Source organism: Mesorhizobium sp. (assembly GCF_017306585.1).
In the GTDB taxonomy this organism is placed as follows: domain Bacteria; phylum Pseudomonadota; class Alphaproteobacteria; order Rhizobiales; family Rhizobiaceae; genus Mesorhizobium.
The window spans coordinates 1-18141 of sequence record NZ_JAFKIC010000243.1 but is presented as its reverse complement, the minus strand read 5'-3'; the positions used below and the strand labels follow the sequence as shown (position 1 = coordinate 18141).

Sequence of the window (18141 nt, the reverse complement as noted above, 5' to 3'; positions counted from 1 at the left end):
CCTCGATGATGCGCGGCCGCTCTTCCTGCTGGCGCCAGCGCAGTTCTTCCTTCAATGACGCGAACCCGTCGCCTGTCATCGGGACCTTGTTCATGATGCCTGACCTTTCCTGCCGCCACCCCCGCGTTTCGGGGAAAGCCTTGTCGTTGGGTACAAAAAGAAAACGGTCCGGCAGCCTCGGGCTAACGGAACCGTTTCACCGCAATTTCCCAAGATATAGCAATCTTTCAGGGTTTTTCACGCCCAAAAATCGGTTTTGTTAAAATCATCACCGCTTTCGCCGGTTCAGGCGGCTAAAGAGTCGGTGACGAGAAAAAAGCGGCCGCGATCGATCGCGGCCGCTTGAGGAAAGCCCGGAGAGCCTGTCAGCTCCTCATGAAATGCTCGATCTGCTCGGCCAGCATGCCGTATTCACGCGATCCCTTGCCGGTGCGCTTCTCGATTTCCGACAATTGCTGCTGGGCGCCGGCCAGATCGCCGATCTGGAGATGCGCTTCGCCCAGATATTCCCGCACCAGCGTATAGTTCGGGTCGATGCGCAGCGCTTCCTCGTAATAGCCGAGGCCCACGGCGACGCGGCCGGAATGGCGGTGCGAATAGCCGAGATAGTTGAGGATGCGCGGATCCTGCTTGTTGGCTGCCAGGGTCAGCACCGAGATCGCCTCGTCATAGCGTCCGGCCATCGCCAGCGCATGGCCGGCATCATAGATGCTGTCGTCGTCCAGCATGCCTTCCTGCGGCGCGACGCATTTTTTCTTCTTCTTGTCCCAGACTTCGCCCTTCTTGCACTTCGTGACGGTCTGGTCGGTTCCTGAATCTGTGCCGCCCGCAGCGAGCACCGGAACGGCCATGAACTGCAGGGCGAGAAGCGCGCTCGCCGCCTGGATCAGCACTCTTTTATGCATGGAAGCCTCCTTGAGGGGTGAGAATGCAAGACTAACGCCGAATGGCCGGGGTTTCATCCCGGAAAAAGCAGAGATCGAGAACATCAGGTGACGCATGCCTGAAATCCGCTATCATCCGGCCAACGACTGACGGAGACGGCCGTGCAGCGACGACTTGAAAAAGACTGGGACCTTACGATCGGTCCCGACACCGTGCGACTGTTCATCCTCAAGGCCAAGGCGCTGAGCGCGGCGGTGAACGAGGACTATGCCGATGGCGCCGAACACGAGATCGAGTTCGACGGGGACACGCACGACAATCACCACCATGACGGCCTGGCCGAGGAAAGCTCGGAGAACCTCACCGGGGGGGGAACTGCGCGAGCTGATCAACGACCTCAATGTCGACGAGGCGGCCGAACTGATCGCGCTGGCCTGGGTCGGACGCGGCGACTACGACGCCTCGGAATGGGCCGACGCCGTAACGGCGGCGCGTGAACGCGCGAACAAGCGCACGGCCAAATACCTGCTCGGCATGCCGCTGCTTGCCGACTTGCTGGAAGAGGGCCTCGAAGCCATCGGCGCGTAACGGCGCGGTTACCTATTGTGATCGTGCCCGGCCGCATGCCAGGCAACCCTGCGCATGCGACATCGTTTGAAAGCGATGGCAACGCTGAGATTCTCCCGATTGTGCGCCCTGGCGCTGCCTTTGGCGGCAACGGCCCTGCTGGTCACGCCGGCCGATGCCAGGCATCGCCACAAATATCACCAGCCGCTTACACCTCGCATGGAACAGCCGCTGACCCAGCGGGCGGATCAGTCGGCGAGCCCCCGATACAAGCACCGCGTGAAACCGCGCGGCAGGAAGCATGTGGCTCCGCAGCCCGTGAAACCGGAAGCCGCGCAACCCCTGCAAACGCAAGCTCCACAGCCCGTGGAACCGGAGAAGCAGGACGAGACCGTTGCGCCGGCGGTCGTCCCGGTACCGGAGCCCCGCCCAAAGGCAGCCCCCGATGAGGCCGATGCCGAGACAGGGCGCAATCTCGAGCAGGACAAGCGCGATCGCGCGCCAGCCGACGCATCCGACAGGCTCAACGAGGAAAAATCCCGTCCGCAAAGGCAGGCTCGTCCCGAACCTTCGGCCGGGGAATCCGCCGTCGAGAACGAGCCCGAACCGCCCGAAGTCGCGCCCACCCCGACGCCCAAGCCCGACACGTCAAAGCCAGACACTCCCGAGCCCGCCAATACGGAGCCCGGCACCGCGGAGCCGGGTGGCGCCGAACCTGAAGCCCAGACGCCCCCCACGGCGCCAAAGCCGCCGGAGAAGCCGGCCGATGCCGGCGCGGCCGAGAAAATGCTTCCCGACCCGCGTTCGGCCGACCGTCCCGCCGACAAGATGCCCGAGGAAGAAGTCGCCTGTCGTGAACGCCTGAAGGCGCTTGGCGTCGAATTCGAGGAACACAAGGCCGAAAGCGATCCCGAGATCGGCTGCTCCATCCCCTACCCCATCGTTCTCAAAAGTCTCGGCAAGTCGATCGCGATCGCGCCGGGCACCGAACTCAATTGCCCGATGGCGGAGGCGGCGGCGCGTTTCGCCGCCGATGTCGTCCAGCCCATGGCGAAGGCCGATTTCGGCGCGGACCTGAAATCGATCGACCAGGCATCCGCCTTCGTCTGCCGGCCGCGCCATGGCACGCGCAAGCTGTCGGAGCATGCCTTCGGCAACGCGCTCGACATCGCCAGCTTCAAGCTGTCGGACGGCACCGAGATCAAGGTCGGCCCGACGCCACCGGAAAAGGAGGCGAAATTCCTGAACGCCGTGCGCAAGGCCGCCTGCGGGCCGTTCAAGACCGTGCTTGGCCCGGGCGCCGACGCCGACCATACATTCCACTTCCACCTCGACCTAGAACCGCGCCGGCACGGCGGCACCTTCTGCCAGTAGGAGGTCATCCGGGCCGCCTCAATTCAGCCGCAGGCATGAATGCGGGCGCTGAGTTTTCCTTTACCCTTGATCGTTAAAATGCCTGATATCCACAATCAGGACTCCGCCCATGGCCGGCAGATTTCGCGCAGTGTTCCTCGCCACCGCGCGCCGACTGAAACCCGCTACACTGCTTGGCGCGGGCCTTGTGCTTGCAACGGTTTCGGCCTGCAACACCGGCAGCGTGCTGTCGCTGCAGCCGGCTGTCGATGTCGGCGCGCAGACCTCGTCGGTGCCGAAATATCAGGGCATGCAGAGGCTTGTCCCGTCCAACCCATACATGACCCAGGCCGCTTATCCGCGTATGGACGAGCCGCTGTCGCAGCCGGAGCAAATGCCGGCCGACGAGATCGACTGCCGCAATCAGTTGAAGCGCCTCGGCGTCGTCTACACCGACATCCAGCCGATCCACGAGGGCCAGTGCGGCATCGACTTTCCCGTCAAGGTTTCGGCCATCGGCAGCGTCGAGATGAAGCCGGCCGCCACGCTGACTTGCAATATGGCCGCCACCTTCGCCGCCTGGACGAAGAACGAGCTCGTTCCCTCCGCCCGCTGGCGCTACTTCTCCGGCGTCAAGACGATCCACCAGGGTTCCAGCTACTCCTGCCGCAACATCGCCGGCGAAGGCGTGCTGTCCGAACACGGCAAGGGCAACGCGCTCGACGTCATGAGCATCGAGCTCAACAATGGCGACGACATCGACGTGCGCAAGCCTGGCCTGTTCGCCTTCCGCACGCGCGGCTTCCTCAACAATGTGCGCGCCGACGGCTGCCAATATTTCACCACGGTGCTCGGGCCTGGTTACAACTATGACCACCGCAACCATTTCCATTTCGACATCAAGAACCGCAAGAACGGCTATCGCGCCTGCCGCTGAGGCAATTCGAAATGGCTCCAGCGCACGGAAAAGTGTGACGTGCTTTCTACCCGGAGTTGCCGGGCACCCTTTGCACGGCGCGCGGCACACCGCATAGAGTGCGCCGGAACGTTCGGGGGTGACCACAGATGAGCCAGCGAAGCATTCGGCGACGCGTTGCGACCTGGGTCTTTGCCCTGCTGGCCGGCTATCTCGCGCTGGCCTATGTCGCCGCGCCTGAATTCTGGACATTTCGCGATCGCGGCTTTCGCAACCAGCGCTTCGAGATGGTGACGCATACGCCGCAAGGCATTCCCGGCGACCCGATCAATATCGGCCTTGTCGGCACCGAGAGGGAGGTCGTCCATGCCTTCGCGCTTGCCGGCTGGGACACCGCCGACGCGGTCACGCTGAGGACCGCGATCGACATCGGCGAAAGCGTCCTGTTCTCCCGCCCCTATCCGGACGCGCCGATCAGCCGGCTGCTGTTCGACGGCCGCGGCCAGAACCTTGCCTTCGAATTGCCGGCCGGCATCAGCGCCGACCGGCGCCATCATGTCCGGTTCTGGCAGACCGGCGCGACGGGTGACGACGGCCGGCCGCTATGGCTGGGCTCCGCGAGTTTCGACCGTGGCGTGGGGCTGAGCCACGAGACCGGCGCCATCACCCATCACATCGGTCCCGACATCGATGCCGAGCGCAATTTCGTCATCCAGAGCCTCAACGGCGCCGGCCAGATGGTCTCGACCAGCGACTTCGCGGGTATTGGCGCCACAAAGACCGGCCGCAATGGCGGCGGCGACCCCTATTTCACCGACGGCAAGGCCATTATCGGGGTTTTGAAACAGCTGCCCTGAAATTCAGGGCCCGAAGCCGGTCGTCCCGAATGGATTGAAAAGCGCCGCGTCTTTCGGTGTTGTCCTGCGATATCGTCTGAGCCCCAACACTGTCATCTTTCAAAAATCATGCGGGACTATTTTCGAGCGGCCCGCCGCAATGCTATTGAGCCCCCATGCTATACGTCGAAATCGCTATCGTGGTCGTCCTCATCTGCGTGAACGGCCTTCTGGCAATGTCCGAACTCGCCATCGTTTCTTCGCGGCCGGCCCGGCTCAAGGCAATGATCGACCGCAATGTCAGCGGCGCCGGCCGCGCCCTGGCGCTCGGCTCCAATCCCGGCAAGTTCCTGTCCTCTGTGCAGATCGGCATCACCCTGGTGGGCGTGCTTTCCGGCGCCTTCTCCGGCGCCACGCTGGGTGACCGGCTTGCCGTGTTCCTGGCTTCCACCGGCATCCGCGAGAGCATCGCCGACCCGCTCGGCGTCGGCATCGTCGTTGCCGTCATCACCTATTTCTCGCTCATCATCGGCGAACTGGTTCCCAAGCAGATAGCGCTGCGCGATCCCGAGCGGGTTGCCGCCCGCGCGGCTCCCGCCATGACCATTCTCGCCACCATATCTGCGCCGCTGGTCTTCCTGCTCGACATATCGGGCCGGGCGGTGCTCTGGCTGCTCGGCCAGCGGGGCGAAGCCGAGGAGAAGGTCACCGACGAGGAGATCAAGATGCTGGTCGCCGAGGCCGAGCATCACGGCACCATCGAATCCGACGAGCGGCGCATGATCGCCGGCGTCATGCGCCTTGGCGACCGCGCCGTGCGCGCCGTCATGTCGCCGCGCACCGATGTCGACTGGATCAACCTGCAGTCCGACGAAGCCACGATCCGCAAGCTTCTGATGGAGACCCAGCATTCGCGCCTGCCCGCCGGCGATGGCGGCGTCGACGCCATGGTCGGCGTCATCCAGACGCGCGACGTGCTGGCGGCATTGCTTGGCGGCCGCGTGCTCGACCCGCGCAAATATGTGCGCAACGCTCCCATCGTGCACGACCAGGCCGATGCGCTCGACGTGCTGCAGAAGCTGAAGGAGAGCGACGTGCCGATGGCGCTGGTGCACGACGAATACGGCCATTTCGAAGGCGTCGTCACACCGGCCGACATTCTGGAAGCCATCACCGGCGTCTTCCGCTCCGACCTCGAGGCCGGCGAGGAGGAGAACGCCGTCCAGCGCGAGGACGGCTCCTGGCTGCTCGCCGGCTACATGCAGGCCGACGAGATGGCCGAGACGCTGGGCATCGACCTGCCGGAGAACCGCGACTACGAGACCGTCGCCGGCTATGTCCTGTCGCACATGCACCACCTGCCGGCGACCGGCGAATGCGTCGACGCACAGGGCTGGCGCTTCGAGGTGGTCGACCTCGATGGCCGCCGCATCGACAAGCTGATCGCCACCCGCCTGCCAGGAATCCACCGCGAGGCGGCGCGGTGACGATCGAGGCGACGTATCAGCCTTGCCAGAACGTCGGCTCGACAATGGACCGGGTTTTGGTGTCTATGCGCGTCATTCAAATGAAGCGGCTCACGGCCCATACATCGCAACAAGAAGGGATAGTGGCTCGCGGACAATGTACTGCGGCGAACATAGGTGGTGCCGGACTCGGGTGATCGCATCGTATCATCTTGAGCATAAGCACGGAGTCTTCGAAATCATAGACAAAGGCGGCTTTGGCTGGCTAAATCAGCCTCTTGTCCCATGACGCATAAGTGACGCAACGTCTTCCAAGAAGTGCTCCACCATGGTTGCCCGTATTCTCGTCGTCGACGACATTCCCGCTAATGTGAGGTTGCTCGAAGTACGGCTTCGGGCAGAATATTTTGAAGTGCTGACCGCGACCAACGGAGCGGAAGCGATCAAGACTTGCAAGAGGGGTAAGATCGACGTTGTGCTACTCGACGCGATGATGCCTGAGATGGACGGCTTTGAGGCCTGCCGACAGATAAAGAACGATTCTGCCACCTCGCACATTCCGGTCGTTATGATCACCGCTCTCGACCAGGTTGCCGATCGCGTGCGCGGACTAAAGGCCGGAGCCGACGAATTCCTCACAAAACCTGTCAATGACCTCCAGTTAATGACACGAGTGAAGAACTTAGTGCGGCTGAAGACTCTCACCGACGAACTCAGACTTCGCGCCTCCACTAGTGAAACTCTCGGCATTGAGAAGCTTCAGAGCCTTCCTCTAGAACTTGACGTTGTGCCTCGAGTCCTCCTTGTAGATGAGCACATATCGTCATCACAGCGTCTGCGTACCCTTATGAGCCGCTATGCTGAGGTCGATGTCCTGGCCGATCCCGAGATAGGCTTCCGTCAGGCGGTTGAAGTATCGTACGATTGTGTAGTTATATCGACTGATTTCAAATACTTCGATCCACTTAGGCTTTGCTCGCAACTTCGCTCGCTCGACGCTACGCGGTTTTTACCGATCATCTTGGTCGCGGAGGAAGGTGAGGAGAGCCTTATTATTCGGGGGTTAGAGCTTGGTATCAATGACTACGTAATCCGACCAGTTGACGAGCAAGAATTGACCGCGCGTCTACGCACGCAGGTCCGGCGGAAACGTTACAACGATCAGCTTCGCGCCAATGTTACCCATACTATGGAATTGAGTATGGTCGACAGCCTTACTGGGCTGCACAATCGTCGCTACCTAGATAGCTACCTAAAGGTAATGTTAGATCGCGCCATTTCAGAGGACAGGCCTCTTTCTGTAATATTCATCGACCTTGATCGACTCAGAAACGTCAATGATGCCTATGGCCATGGCGCAGGCAGTGACATCCTTCGAGAATGTGGGCGACGACTGCGTAATGTAGTGCGCGGCGTCGATCTCCCGTGCCTCTACGGTGGAGATGAATTTGTCGTGATCATGCCGAATACTGACCAAAAAACCGCCGCGAAGATTGCCGAACGGATCAGAATAGCCATAGACTCTCCTCCTTTCTTGGTTGGTGAAGGTTCAGAAACGGTTCCCATGACAGTTAGCGTCGGAGTGTCTACTCTAAACAGCAGTCTTGATTCAACCCGGACTCTGATGAAACGGGCTGATGATGCGCTTTATCAGGCCAAAGCAGCCGGTCGCAACAGAGTTGTTGTTAACTCCGTCGATTGAATTAACTTAATCTATTTTGGCTCCGAGCGAAGCGTTGACGAATTGAAACGCCGGTGCTTCGTGGGACAGTATTTTGTTCAGCATGGCGTTTGAAGAAATCTCGGCTACCGAGCTGGCAGCTGCCGATTGGAGATCCCTTTTGGCAACTGGGCTAGCGCAATCAAGCGCAAGCTCCGCCTGTTGATCTGGAGCTTGAGTTCGATCGATACGAACGTACCGATCCCCAATAATATGCGCCATCATGTCGTGACTAAGCGCCTGCTGCGATCCAATCATTATCTTTGGCAATCGTTCGTTCTTCATCCAACCCCAAGAACCGAGCCGTAGTCCGGCCGATGACGAAAAGGCAAATGCAGTAGTTGTTGTTCCGATACTGAGAACTCGGATTTCCTCTCGCTTGCCGCCAAGAAACACCTCAGCCTCGTGAAGCGCGATAAGATCCGGCGAATTCGCGAACATCCCGCCATCGGCAAAAAGCTCGCTTCCGATTTGGTGGATGGGAAAATATGTTGGCGCTGCCGATGTTGCTAGCGCAACATCGACCACCTTCAACCTCCAATCGGTGACAAATCGAGCGTGATGGCCGGTTTTAAATACCTTTGGCCCACCCTTCGTCAGATTAACAGACGTAATAAGAGTAGGACGTCGTAGATCAGACATAAGAGTTTCTGCACCTACTATCCGTACGATAACATCCCGTAGGGGAGCCGGATCGTATCGTGCCCTTGGCAGTCCCGTGACAATCTTCGCTGCAGACCTCAAGAAACTTGTGGGAGGTCGACTAGCGGAGAAGATTCTGTCACCCTCATCGAGAAACGCTTGCTTTATGTCGGCGGCGCTGCAACCGGCAGAGATGCCGAGCCCAATTATCCCGCCCACCGACGTACCCGCTACGAGATCAAAGGCGTCTACCAGTGGGCGACCGGTCTGCGCTTCGATGGCAGCAAGAACAGAGGCCGTATAAAGGCCCAGAAACCCACCCCCACTCAAGCTTAATATTTGGAAAGTCACAGCAAAGATCTCTATTTTCGTTTCATATATATTCCTTGGTTGCACCCAGCATAATTGATCTTAGAGCAAATCGACAGTGCGTTTCGACGCCAGCAATGAGAGATCGCCGGAGGCTAGTGCTTCGAGGTCGCCGCATCGACAAACTGATCGCCACCCGCCTGCCCGGCACCCTTCGCGAGGCGGTGCGCTAACAAGCGGATCAGGCGTTTGGGCTAATAGCGGGACGCAAAGGTCTGAGCGCCGGCTTTGGATCAAACGGCCGCTTCGATGGGCTCGGCAAGCCTGGGGTTCGAACGCGCGGCGATCAGGCAGCTGGCCACGATGAGGCCCGCTCCGGCGAGCGTGGTCCAGGTTACCGCCTCGTCGAAGAAAAGAAAGCCGAGCGCGATCGCCCAGATGAAGGCCGAGTATTCGGTCGGGATCAGGTACTGCGCTTCGGCGCGCGCATAGGCCCAGCTCATCAGGAACTGGCCGGCGAGCGACAGCGCCGTGACACCGGCCAGCGGAAGCCACAGATCTCTCGGCAGCGCCACGGCGAGCCATGGCGCTGCGAGACCCAGCATGATCGCGATGCTCAGATTCTGGAAAAGCATGATCTCGATCGGCTTGGCCACCATCGCCTGCTGCCGCGCGAGAATCAAATTGTAGGCATAGAACACGGTCGAAGCCAGAACCGCGACCGTGCCGAGCAGCGCATCGCGTGCATAGGTTGCGTGGCCGAACTGTCCGGCAACGATGATCGCGACACCGGCGATGCCAGCAAGCGACGCCCATATCGCCCGGCGCTGGATGCGCTCGCCAAGCAGCAGCGCGGCAAGCAGCAGCGCGAACAGCGGCGCAACGAAACTCAGCCCGATCGCCTCGGCGAGCGGAAGCCTGGCCAGGCCCCAGAAGAACGACAGAAGCACGATGCCGACCACGGCGGCGCGCAGCGCGTGGAGCCTCAGCACCGAAGGCGAAGGCAGCGAGCGGCCCCCTGCCAGCCAGCCCGCGCCGGCGACCACGGTCGCCAGCATGCTGCGCCACAGCACCGTGTTGTAGACGCCGACGGCAATGACCAGCACCTTCATCGCCGCGTCCATGCCCGACAGAAGGAAGATGGCAAGCGCGCAGATGAGCACGGGGATCATGGGGGATGCTGCGCCGGCCAGGCTGGATGACTTCACGGAAATGCTCATGTGACGATTTGCAGCCGGATATATCAGCGCGCGACGGGGCGGCCAGATGGCAGGCCCCGCCCATATGACGGTCCAACGCTTCGGCTTTCCGGGATCATCGATATCGGAATTTTTTCGCAGCCTTGTCGATCCAGGCATTGCCCGTTCGTCCTATGATCGAACCAACCCAATCAAGGAGAAGACCATGCGGTTCATGATGCTGATGATACCCGCCAGCTATGCGGACGCGGCGCCCGATGTCATGCCTGACGCCAAGGCTGTGGAAGGGATGATGAAATACAATGAGGAGTTGAAGAAGGCCGGCGTGCTGCTGGCTCTCGACGGGCTGCATCCGCCGTCATCGGGCGCGCGCATCAGTTTCAAGGGCGGCAAGCCCGCCGTCACCGACGGACCGTTCGCCGAGGTCAAGGAAGTGCTCGGCGGCTACTGGGTGATCGACGTGCGCTCGCGCGAGGAGGCCATCGAATGGGCTCGCCGCTGCCCCGCCGGAGAGAATGACGTGATCGAGGTTCGCCGCGTCTTTGACATCGGCGAATTCCCCGAAGACGTCCAGAAGGTTGTGGAAGGCTTTGGCGAGTTGAACGGTTGACGGCTACGACCATCATCGAAGCGGCCACCATCGAAGCAGTCTGGCGGATCGAGCAGCGCAAGCTCACCGCCAGGCTAGCCCGCTATGTCAGGGATATCGGGCTCGCCGAGGAAATCGCGCAGGACGCATTCCTGCAGGCGCTGGAGCGCTGGCCCCGCGACGGCATCCCGCGCAATCCGGCCGCCTGGCTGACCGAGGTCGGCAGGAACCGGGCGCTCGACCGGCTGCGCCGCACCACGATGATCGACGGCAAGCATCGCGAACTCGCCATCGACCTTTCCGAGCTGGAACGCGAGATGCCCGACATCGAGGCAGCGCTTGACGAGGATATCGACGACGACCTTCTGCGGCTGATCTTCACGGCTTGCCACCCCGTCTTGCCCCCCGAGCAGCGCGCGGCCCTTGCCTTGCGGCTGATGGGCGGGCTGTCGACGCTGGAGATCGCCCGCGCCTTCCTGGTGCCCGAGGCCACCGCCGCCCAGCGCATCGTGCGCGCCAAGCGCACCCTTCGCGACGCCGCGATCCCCTTCGAGACACCGCGCGCGGACGAGCGGCGCGAACGCCTCGCCGCCGTGCTGGAGGTGGTCTATCTCATCTTCAACGAGGGTTATGTGGCGACGGCCGGGCCCGACTGGCTGCGCCCCGATCTCTGCGGCGAGGCCTTGCGCCTCGGCCGCTCGCTGGCGGCGCTGATGCCCGGTGAGCCCGAGGTGCTGGGACTGGTATTGCTGATGGAGTTCAGCGCCTCGCGTTTCGCCGCCCGCACCGGCAAGGCGGGCGATCCGGTCCTGCTGCTCGACCAGGACCGCGGCCGGTGGGACTGGTCGCTCATCCGGCGCGGCCTCGACGGACTGAACCGCGCCATGACCCTGACACTTACGCCCGGCCCCTATCTGCTGCAGGCGATGATCGCGGCCTGTCACGCCCGCGCGGTGACGTCGGCCGACACCGACTGGATCGCGATATCGGCCTATTACCAGGCGCTTGCCCTGGCCGCCCCCTCGCCGATCGTCGAGATCAACCGGGCGGTTGCCGTCGGCATGGCGTTCGGCCCGGCACAGGGCCTCGCCATCGTAGAGGCGTTGCAGGACGAGCCACGCCTTAGGGGTTCGCATCTGTTGCCCACGGTGCGTGGCGATCTCCTGGAAAAGCTCGGACGCCGGGCGGAGGCCAGCGCCGCGTTCCGTGACGCCGCGCGACTGACCGGCAATGACAGGGAGCGGGCGCTGCTGCTCGCCCGCGCTGGTTTTTCCTCAAGCTTCCGCCCGTAACGTCTTCAACAACAGCTTCGCGGCCACAGCCGAGCCATCGGTACGGATCGTGCGCGCCACTTTGGCGGCATCGGCGCTTATCTCCTGCGCCAACGCCACCTCAAGCGCCGCGGACAGCGAACCTGAGCTTGGCACCGGACCGTCATGGGCGATGCCGATGCCAAGTTCGGCCACACGGCCGGCCCAGTAGGGCTGGTCCGCCATCTGCGGCACCACCACTTGCGGTGCGCCCGCCCGCGCGGCGGTGGTCGTCGTGCCAGCGCCGCCATGATGTACGACAGCGGCCATACGGGGAAACAGCGCCTGCTGGTTGACGTCGCCCACGGTAAAGCAATCGTCGCGGTCATCGATCAAGGCGACGTCCGCCCAGCCGCGCAGGACGATGGCGCGGCGACCTTGCGCACGGATCGCCCCGATGGCAGCCATCGCAGCTTCCCTTGCAGTCTGCATCGGCATGCTGCCGAAGCCGACATAGACAGGTGCCGAACCGGCATCGAGGAAGGACAGCAAATCGCCGGGAAGCGGGCGGTCATCCGGCAGGATGCATGCGCCGGTCTGCAGGGCATCGCACAGGTCCGTCGGCTGCCAGGGGCTTAGAACTGGATCTGATATCAGCCATGGGTTGGTGGTGAGGACGTGGTCGCGGACATTGTCCACGGCCGGCAAGCCAATCGAGGCGCGGTGTGCATTGAAGCCGATGCCGAACATCGCATTCATTGTCTGGACGTTCATATCCCATAGAACCCGGTTGTCGGCAGTATGGGGTGTCAGCGGGTAGCCGGGAAAAGCGTGCGGCCGATGATGCTCCGATGGAAGCCAGATCGGACAGAAGGTTGCGTAGACATAGTGGATGCCCATCTGTTCGGCGACCGACCGGGCGGCCGCCGTGGACGGAAACAGACCCGCGGCCAGGATCAGGTGGCATCCCCTGGCGGCCTCTTTGATTGCGGCAAATTGCGCGGCGACAATCTCTGCCGCGCGCCTGGGCAGGTCGACCACCGTCCGGTCCGCCAAGGCTTTGGTCACCCATTGGCGCACCGATGAGAAAGCAGGCTTCAGCGGCAAGCCGGCACGATCGAGCACCGCGGCGAATTCCTCGTCCGGTGGCGCGCAAACCACCACCTCTACTCCGAGCGCCTGCAATCGCGCGCCAAGTCCGCCCATGGGCTCGACATCCCCGCGCGATCCGTAAGTCGACAGCAATATGCGCATTGGTGAACTCCTGTGACGGCCTTGTTCGGCCCAGGCCCGGAGTTCTACGGCAACGGCAGGGTCTTGCCGCAAGTCCCTGGCGCGCCATATGTACGATAAGGCAGCCAACACTTGCCTCCCGTCTCTCAAGCGACCCAAGCTCACGCTTCCCTGTTCGGAACAAGCGCCATATCCTGTGTTTGTCGCGCCAGTCGTCCGGCCGTGCGGCGATGTCCTGCCGCCAGCAGCCATGCTGGGGAGGCGAACCTTCAGTTGCGCCGGGGACAAGACGTCAATCAGATCGTTGTCCATGGCAGAGGCAAGACCGCGTTGAAATTCATGGCTTTATCGGTGCCTGTTCTCGTTCTCGGGCACGCACAGATAGCGTAAATCGAACTCGCCCGGCGGGTTGCCGAAGCCTGCCGCTCATGCAGACTATCGGCTGTAAACAGAACGGACCGAGACATGCACCGCATAGCTTCTGGCGAACTTTATTGGACCTACGCTCTTGGTGACCTGCGCATCACCGCCTTGCGCGACGGCTATGTCGACATGCCGATTGGGCGGCTTCGGCAAGAAGGCGACAGGCCATTTGGCGATGACTTGCCGAAAGAGGTCACGCTGGTTGGCGGTCAACTCAGGCTTTCCGTCAATGCCTTCGCGATCGACGACGGAAACGGGATCACACTGGTCGATACGGGCGCCTCCAATGCCTGGCACCCCTCCATGGGCCGGCTTCCCCAAGCGATGGACAAAGCCGGCATCGATGCCGGAACCATCCGCGCCGTCTGCTTCACCCACACGCATCTCGATCACATCCATGGCTTGGTGCTGGCCGACGGTCGAGACGCTTTTCCGCGCCTGGCGCGCCTGCTCGTGCCCAGGCAGGAACTTGGCCTTTTCCGCACCGAAGCGCGGCTTGCACGATTTCACGCCATGGCGGAGCCGTTCGACGCGGGAGATCGGCTCGGCGCCCATGTCGACGTCGTCGGCGCTCATGGCCATGAAGTGGGTCACAGCTGCTTTCGCGTCTCGAGCGACGGCGAAAGCCTTTTGATCTGGGGCGACACCGTCCACGTCCCGTCGCTTCAGTTCGACCGGCCTGAGGTGACGTGGGAATTCGATGACGATCAAGACCAGGCGCGGGAGAGCCGCTTGCGGCTGCTGGCGCTTGCTGCGGAAGACAATCATTTCATTGCCGGCGCTCATCTGGACTCGCCCGGCATTGGCCGCGTTGTCAGGTCCGGCGGCGGCTTCCGTTTCGAGCCGCTCTAACTGAAAGGGCGGCGCAAGCGCCGCCCTCGCATCCCTGGGAGGATAATTTCGATCAGGCGGCCTTGATTTCCTCGGCCAGAGCGTCGGCCTGACGTGCTGATTTGAGCGCCTTGGCCCACCAGGCGACGTCGTTGACCAGCGCGGTCGCGGCCTGGTTCAGATGCTCGAGTTCCTCGAGCTTCTTCTCGCCCTGGCGCACGGCAAGGAAGTCGGCCCAGACGATGTGGACGGCGGCCTTGACCGGCGCCATCTGCAGTTCGACCGCATGCATGCGCAACTGCTCCACGGCGCGCGCGCCACCGACGCCGCCATAGCCCACGAAGCCGGCCGGCTTCTTGTTCCATTCGTTGGCGGCGTAGTCGATGGCGTTCTTCAGCACGGCGGTCGGGCCGTGATTGTATTCGGCGGCGGTGAAGATGAAGCCGTCGTATTCGGCGACCTTCTTCTGCCAGCGCTGCGCCACCTCGTTGGTCGACGGCACCCAGGCCGAGGACGCGACCTCGTCGAAGAAGGGCAGCGGGAAATCCCTGAGGTCGACGACCTCGACATCGATGTCGGCATGCGATTTGGCGATCTTGGCGATCCATTGGGTGGGTACGTCGGCGAAGCGCGCGGCGCGCGTCGAACCGACGATGATGGCGATTTTCGGCTTTGACATGGGGCTCTCCATTCCTGCAAGGCTGGTATCATTTAGATACCGGCGCTATATGAGATACTGTCAACTCCCGACGCAAGGAGGCACCGTTTTGTTACTGAGGCACCCGCATAACACCGAAGACTGCCGCGCCATTTCGGAGATCCTGCAGCGCGTCGGCGACAAATGGACAGTGCTGGTCGTCGGCAAGCTTGGCGGCGGACCCCTGCGTTTCAACGAATTGCGCGCCGCCGTCGGCGGCATCTCGCAGAAGATGCTGACGACCACCTTGCGCGGCCTTGAACGCGACGGCTTCGTCACCCGCACGGTGTTCCCGACCATCCCGCCGCGCGTCGACTACGAACTGACCGAACTCGGTCACGAACTGTTGATACCGGTGAGCGCGCTGGGCGAATGGGCGCGCAGGAACACCCAGCGAGTCAGGGAGGCACGCGAAAAGTTCGACGGCGTGCACGCCTGAGGGGGATTCTCAAGCAATTCCAGGAAAAGTGCGCAGCGGTTTTCCCGGGAGAAACGCGTAGCGTTTCCCCTGGGGATTTGCGTTAAAACAAGAAGTCTAGGCTCTTGGCGTCACACCATCGCAGGACGCCGCGCCGCAGGTCTCGCAGGTCAAGGCCTGCTTCTTGACGCCTGTGTTGCCGTGCAGGCAGGCGGTGCGCGGCAGATCCTGCTTGACCTCGGCATAGGCGGTAACGCCGAGCAGGCACACAAGGGCAAGCAGGGCTGCCACCAGCCAGCCGGTCAGCATGTATTGACGCATTTTTGTCTCCTCCGCCGCCGCCAGGAGCAGGCGCCAAGGAAACCATCGGATGTCGCGAAAAACATCGCCCGCGCGGGCGATGGTTACAAACGCCTGGAGGGCCGCAACCGACTTGGGTCAGCCTTCGGCGGGAACGGCCTTCGGCTTGCCCTCGCCGTCCAGCGCCACCATGACGAAATCGGCATGGGTAACCTTTTCCATCAGGTCGGAGAGGTAGCGCTGCGCCCAGGCCTCGACCTTGAGCGTCATCGAGGTGCGGCCGACGCGCTCGACATGGGTGTAGATGCACAGCGTGTCGCCGATCTTCATCGGCTTGGCGAAGGACATCTCCTTCACCGCCGCCGTCACCACGCGGCCCCGGGCGCGCTCGGCGGCGCGGATGCCGCAGGCAAGGTCCATCTGCGCCATCACCCAGCCGCCGAAAATGTCGCCGGCGGCATTGGCGTCCGAAGGCATGGCCAGCGTGCGCAGCGTCAGGTCTCCAATCGGCCGTCCGTCCGCGTAGTGCACCATGCGAGAAATCCCCAGAGACTGGCTATATCGATCCCGTAGCGTCACCGCGCGGAAGCGTCAACGCGCCATTGAAGCGCGCACACCGGCTTTGCGTCACGGCGGATTGCGCTCGACGACTAGAAATAGCGCGCCAGGTTCGAGCGGATGCGGTCGAGCACGGTGGCGCCCGACATGTCGGGGACGAATGTCTTGCCGGTGATCGCCTCATAGGCTTGGGCGTAGACGTTCGACGCCTGCTTGACAATCTCGTCGGGAATCCTCGGAACCGGATCCTTGTAGGGATCGCAGCGCGCGGCCACCCATGAGCGGATGAAATCCTTGTCAAAACTCTCCGGCCGCGTGCCGTTGGCCAGCGCCTGTTCGTAGCTCGCCGCGATCCAGTAGCGGCTGCTATCGGGCGTATGGATCTCGTCGGCCAGGATGATGGTGCCGTTCGCGTCGGTGCCGAACTCATATTTCGTGTCGGCGAGGATCAGGCCGCGCTCGGCGGCGCGCGCCTGGCCGCGCGCGAACAGCTTCAGGGCATAGTCCGAGACGGTGTCCCATTGCGCCTGCGTGAGCAGCCCCTGCCCGATGATCTCGGCCTTCGATAGCGGTTCGTCATGGGCGCCGTCCGCCGCCTTGCTCGTTGGCGTGATGATCGCTTCAGCCAGCTTCTCATTGTCGCGCATTCCGTCCGGCAGGCGCATGCCGTACATCTCCCGCTCGCCGCGCTTGTAGCGCGTGAGGATCGAGGTGCTGGTGGTCCCCGCCAGGTAGCCGCGCACGACGATCTCGACAGGCAGGATGTCCAGCCTTGTGCCGACCACGACATTCGGGTCGGGATATTCGAGCACATGGTTGGGGCAGATATCGGCGGTTTCCTCGAACCAGTAGCGCGCGGTCTGGGTCAGGATCTCGCCCTTGAACGGGATCGAGGTCAGGATGATGTCGAAGGCGCTGAGGCGGTCGGTGGCGATGATGACGCGCCTGTTGTCGGCCAGATCGTAATTTTCACGGACCTTGCCTTTGTAGTAACCGGGCAGTTCGGGAATGAAAGCATCCGACAGGACACGCATATGATTTCCTGCCTTCCGCAGTTGGCCAGCGCATGATTCCGAAAAACAAGATCACCGCATAGGCCGCCCGGCCGGTGCTTTTCAAGCGCGATTGTCGGGATTCCACGCAAGCCGACCAGATATACCAGTCGCTTTTTTCACAACCGATGCCGGAAGGCCCGGCGACGCGGCGAACCCCTGACGTCTAGGCTGCGCCCGGTTTTGGAGGAGCTGCCCGCACCCATCATGCAGACTTATGACTTCATCATCGTCGGCTCCGGTTCGGCCGGCTCGGTGCTCGCGGAAAGATTGTCGGCCTCTGGCCGTTTTTCGGTGCTGGTGCTGGAAGCCGGCGGCACCGACCGGCGCTTCTACGTGCAGATGCCGCTCGGCTACGGCAAGACCTTCTTCGACCCCGCCGTCAACTGGAACTACAAGGCCGAAGCGGACCCCGGCCTTGGCGGCAATGCCGATCACTGGCCGCGCGGCAAGCTACTGGGCGGCTCGAGTTCGATCAACGCCATGGTGTGGATCCGGGGCGCGCGCGAGGATTTCGACGACTGGCGCGACGCCGGCAATCCCGGCTGGGGCTATGACGACCTGCTGCCTGTCTTCAAGGCTCTCGAGGACAATGAGGCCGGCGCCGACAAATGGCGCGGCACCGGCGGCCCGCTGCACATCACCGACACCACCAATGCCGTCCACCCGCTGACGAAGCGTTATCTCGCCGCCGGCCAGCAGGCCGGCCTGCCGCTCAACCGCGATTTCAACGGCGCCGCCCAGGAAGGCGTCGGCACTTACCAGATATCGACGAAGAATGGCCGCCGCATGTCGGCGGCGCGTGCCTTCCTGCGCCCGGCGATGAAGCGCGCCAATGTCCGCGTCGAGACCAACGCGCTGGCGACGAAAATCCTGTTCGAAGGCAAGCGCGCCGTC

General features: G+C 62.5%; 18 protein-coding genes and 2 pseudogenes. 11 read left to right on the top strand and 9 right to left on the bottom strand.

The genetic code is table 11. The features are described 5' to 3' along the window. Positions 1-94 (bottom strand): annotated as a pseudogene (locus J0I79_RS29440) (transcription elongation factor GreA); the annotation flags it as partial. Between the two features lie 271 nt (positions 95-365). After that, positions 366-905: a tetratricopeptide repeat protein gene (locus J0I79_RS29435; RefSeq protein ID WP_292867718.1), complete on the bottom strand. Its 540-nt coding sequence runs from the start codon at positions 903-905 to the stop codon at positions 366-368. Positions 906-1046: 141 nt separating this feature from the next. On the opposite strand from J0I79_RS29435, the pseudogene J0I79_RS29430 reads away from it, so the two are divergent. The 6 genes and pseudogenes from J0I79_RS29430 (at position 1047) to J0I79_RS29405 (ending at position 7725) form a co-directional block, all read left to right on the top strand. Then, positions 1047-1473 (top strand): annotated as a pseudogene (locus tag J0I79_RS29430) (DUF3775 domain-containing protein). Positions 1474-1593: 120 nt separating this feature from the next. Further along, complete coding sequence (locus J0I79_RS29425) at positions 1594-2826, top strand: extensin family protein (protein WP_292867715.1); 1233 nt, start codon at positions 1594-1596, stop codon at positions 2824-2826. Positions 2827-2935: 109 nt separating this feature from the next. Then, complete coding sequence (locus tag J0I79_RS29420; RefSeq protein WP_292867712.1) at positions 2936-3742, top strand: extensin family protein; 807 nt, start codon at positions 2936-2938, stop codon at positions 3740-3742. A 128-nt stretch (positions 3743-3870) separates the two neighbouring features. Continuing rightward, entirely contained in the window at positions 3871-4578 is a 708-nt protein-coding gene (locus J0I79_RS29415) for an LssY C-terminal domain-containing protein (protein ID WP_292867709.1), read from the top strand. A gap of 155 nt (positions 4579-4733) precedes the next feature. Next, complete coding sequence (locus J0I79_RS29410) at positions 4734-6044, top strand: hemolysin family protein (RefSeq protein ID WP_292867706.1); 1311 nt, start codon at positions 4734-4736, stop codon at positions 6042-6044. A gap of 307 nt (positions 6045-6351) precedes the next feature. Beyond that, positions 6352-7725: a PleD family two-component system response regulator gene (locus J0I79_RS29405; RefSeq protein WP_292867703.1), complete on the top strand. Its 1374-nt coding sequence runs from the start codon at positions 6352-6354 to the stop codon at positions 7723-7725. Between the two features lie 6 nt (positions 7726-7731). On the opposite strand, the gene J0I79_RS29400 is transcribed toward J0I79_RS29405, so the two are convergent. Continuing rightward, on the bottom strand, positions 7732-8736 hold the full coding sequence (locus J0I79_RS29400) for a CBASS cGAMP-activated phospholipase (RefSeq protein WP_292867700.1): 1005 nt from the start codon (positions 8734-8736) through the stop codon (positions 7732-7734). Positions 8737-8987: 251 nt separating this feature from the next. Further along, the gene (locus J0I79_RS29395) at positions 8988-9914 is read right to left on the bottom strand and encodes a DMT family transporter (protein ID WP_292867697.1); all 927 of its coding nucleotides are present in this window, start codon (positions 9912-9914) and stop codon (positions 8988-8990) included. A gap of 184 nt (positions 9915-10098) precedes the next feature. Here J0I79_RS29395 and J0I79_RS29390 point away from each other — a divergent pair, with 184 nt between their 5' ends. Next, on the top strand, positions 10099-10503 hold the full coding sequence (locus J0I79_RS29390) for a YciI family protein (RefSeq protein ID WP_292867694.1): 405 nt from the start codon (positions 10099-10101) through the stop codon (positions 10501-10503). Continuing rightward, positions 10500-11774 carry an RNA polymerase sigma factor gene (locus J0I79_RS29385; protein ID WP_292867691.1) on the top strand — a complete coding sequence of 425 codons (1275 nt, stop codon included), beginning with the start codon at positions 10500-10502 and terminating at the stop codon, positions 11772-11774. Before J0I79_RS29390 ends, J0I79_RS29385 begins: the two co-directional genes overlap by 4 nt. Here J0I79_RS29385 and J0I79_RS29380 read toward each other — a convergent pair. Beyond that, entirely contained in the window at positions 11757-13277 is a 1521-nt protein-coding gene (locus tag J0I79_RS29380) for a glycosyltransferase (RefSeq protein WP_292867688.1), read from the bottom strand. The genes J0I79_RS29385 and J0I79_RS29380 overlap by 18 nt on opposite strands. Before the next feature lie 153 nt (positions 13278-13430). Here J0I79_RS29380 and J0I79_RS29375 point away from each other — a divergent pair, with 153 nt between their 5' ends. Next, entirely contained in the window at positions 13431-14240 is an 810-nt protein-coding gene (locus tag J0I79_RS29375; RefSeq protein ID WP_292867685.1) for an MBL fold metallo-hydrolase, read from the top strand. A 52-nt stretch (positions 14241-14292) separates the two neighbouring features. On the opposite strand, the gene J0I79_RS29370 is transcribed toward J0I79_RS29375, so the two are convergent. Beyond that, positions 14293-14898 carry an NADPH-dependent FMN reductase gene (locus J0I79_RS29370; protein WP_292867682.1) on the bottom strand — a complete coding sequence of 202 codons (606 nt, stop codon included), beginning with the start codon at positions 14896-14898 and terminating at the stop codon, positions 14293-14295. A gap of 88 nt (positions 14899-14986) precedes the next feature. On the opposite strand from J0I79_RS29370, the gene J0I79_RS29365 reads away from it, so the two are divergent. Further along, entirely contained in the window at positions 14987-15355 is a 369-nt protein-coding gene (locus tag J0I79_RS29365) for a helix-turn-helix domain-containing protein (RefSeq protein ID WP_292867679.1), read from the top strand. 96 nt (positions 15356-15451) lie between these two features. Here J0I79_RS29365 and J0I79_RS29360 read toward each other — a convergent pair whose 3' ends face one another. From J0I79_RS29360 to J0I79_RS29350, 3 genes are all read right to left on the bottom strand, one after another. Beyond that, complete coding sequence (locus J0I79_RS29360; RefSeq protein ID WP_292867676.1) at positions 15452-15655, bottom strand: hypothetical protein; 204 nt, start codon at positions 15653-15655, stop codon at positions 15452-15454. A 117-nt stretch (positions 15656-15772) separates the two neighbouring features. Continuing rightward, positions 15773-16168, bottom strand: a complete 396-nt coding sequence (locus J0I79_RS29355; RefSeq protein ID WP_010911043.1) for an acyl-CoA thioesterase — start codon at positions 16166-16168, stop codon at positions 15773-15775. A gap of 116 nt (positions 16169-16284) precedes the next feature. Next, positions 16285-17226 carry a phosphoribosylaminoimidazolesuccinocarboxamide synthase gene (locus J0I79_RS29350; RefSeq protein WP_292867672.1) on the bottom strand — a complete coding sequence of 314 codons (942 nt, stop codon included), beginning with the start codon at positions 17224-17226 and terminating at the stop codon, positions 16285-16287. Positions 17227-17451: 225 nt separating this feature from the next. Here J0I79_RS29350 and J0I79_RS29345 point away from each other — a divergent pair. After that, positions 17452-18141 (top strand): GMC family oxidoreductase N-terminal domain-containing protein (locus J0I79_RS29345; RefSeq protein WP_292867669.1); only part of this gene is annotated, 690 nt, incomplete at its 3' end.

Coding starts and splice junctions, on each gene's coding strand:
- J0I79_RS29435 (WP_292867718.1), bottom strand. CDS start 905: ATGCATAAAAGAGTGCTGATCCAGGCGGCGAGCGCGCTTCTCGCCCTG.
- J0I79_RS29420 (WP_292867712.1), top strand. CDS start 2,936: ATGGCCGGCAGATTTCGCGCAGTGTTCCTCGCCACCGCGCGCCGACTG.
- J0I79_RS29415 (WP_292867709.1), top strand. CDS start 3,871: ATGAGCCAGCGAAGCATTCGGCGACGCGTTGCGACCTGGGTCTTTGCC.
- J0I79_RS29410 (WP_292867706.1), top strand. CDS start 4,734: ATGCTATACGTCGAAATCGCTATCGTGGTCGTCCTCATCTGCGTGAAC.
- J0I79_RS29405 (WP_292867703.1), top strand. CDS start 6,352: ATGGTTGCCCGTATTCTCGTCGTCGACGACATTCCCGCTAATGTGAGG.
- J0I79_RS29395 (WP_292867697.1), bottom strand. CDS start 9,914: ATGAGCATTTCCGTGAAGTCATCCAGCCTGGCCGGCGCAGCATCCCCC.
- J0I79_RS29390 (WP_292867694.1), top strand. CDS start 10,099: ATGCGGTTCATGATGCTGATGATACCCGCCAGCTATGCGGACGCGGCG.
- J0I79_RS29380 (WP_292867688.1), bottom strand. CDS start 13,277: ATGGACAACGATCTGATTGACGTCTTGTCCCCGGCGCAACTGAAGGTT.
- J0I79_RS29375 (WP_292867685.1), top strand. CDS start 13,431: ATGCACCGCATAGCTTCTGGCGAACTTTATTGGACCTACGCTCTTGGT.
- J0I79_RS29370 (WP_292867682.1), bottom strand. CDS start 14,898: ATGTCAAAGCCGAAAATCGCCATCATCGTCGGTTCGACGCGCGCCGCG.
- J0I79_RS29360 (WP_292867676.1), bottom strand. CDS start 15,655: ATGCGTCAATACATGCTGACCGGCTGGCTGGTGGCAGCCCTGCTTGCC.
- J0I79_RS29355 (WP_010911043.1), bottom strand. CDS start 16,168: ATGGTGCACTACGCGGACGGACGGCCGATTGGAGACCTGACGCTGCGC.
- J0I79_RS29350 (WP_292867672.1), bottom strand. CDS start 17,226: ATGCGTGTCCTGTCGGATGCTTTCATTCCCGAACTGCCCGGTTACTAC.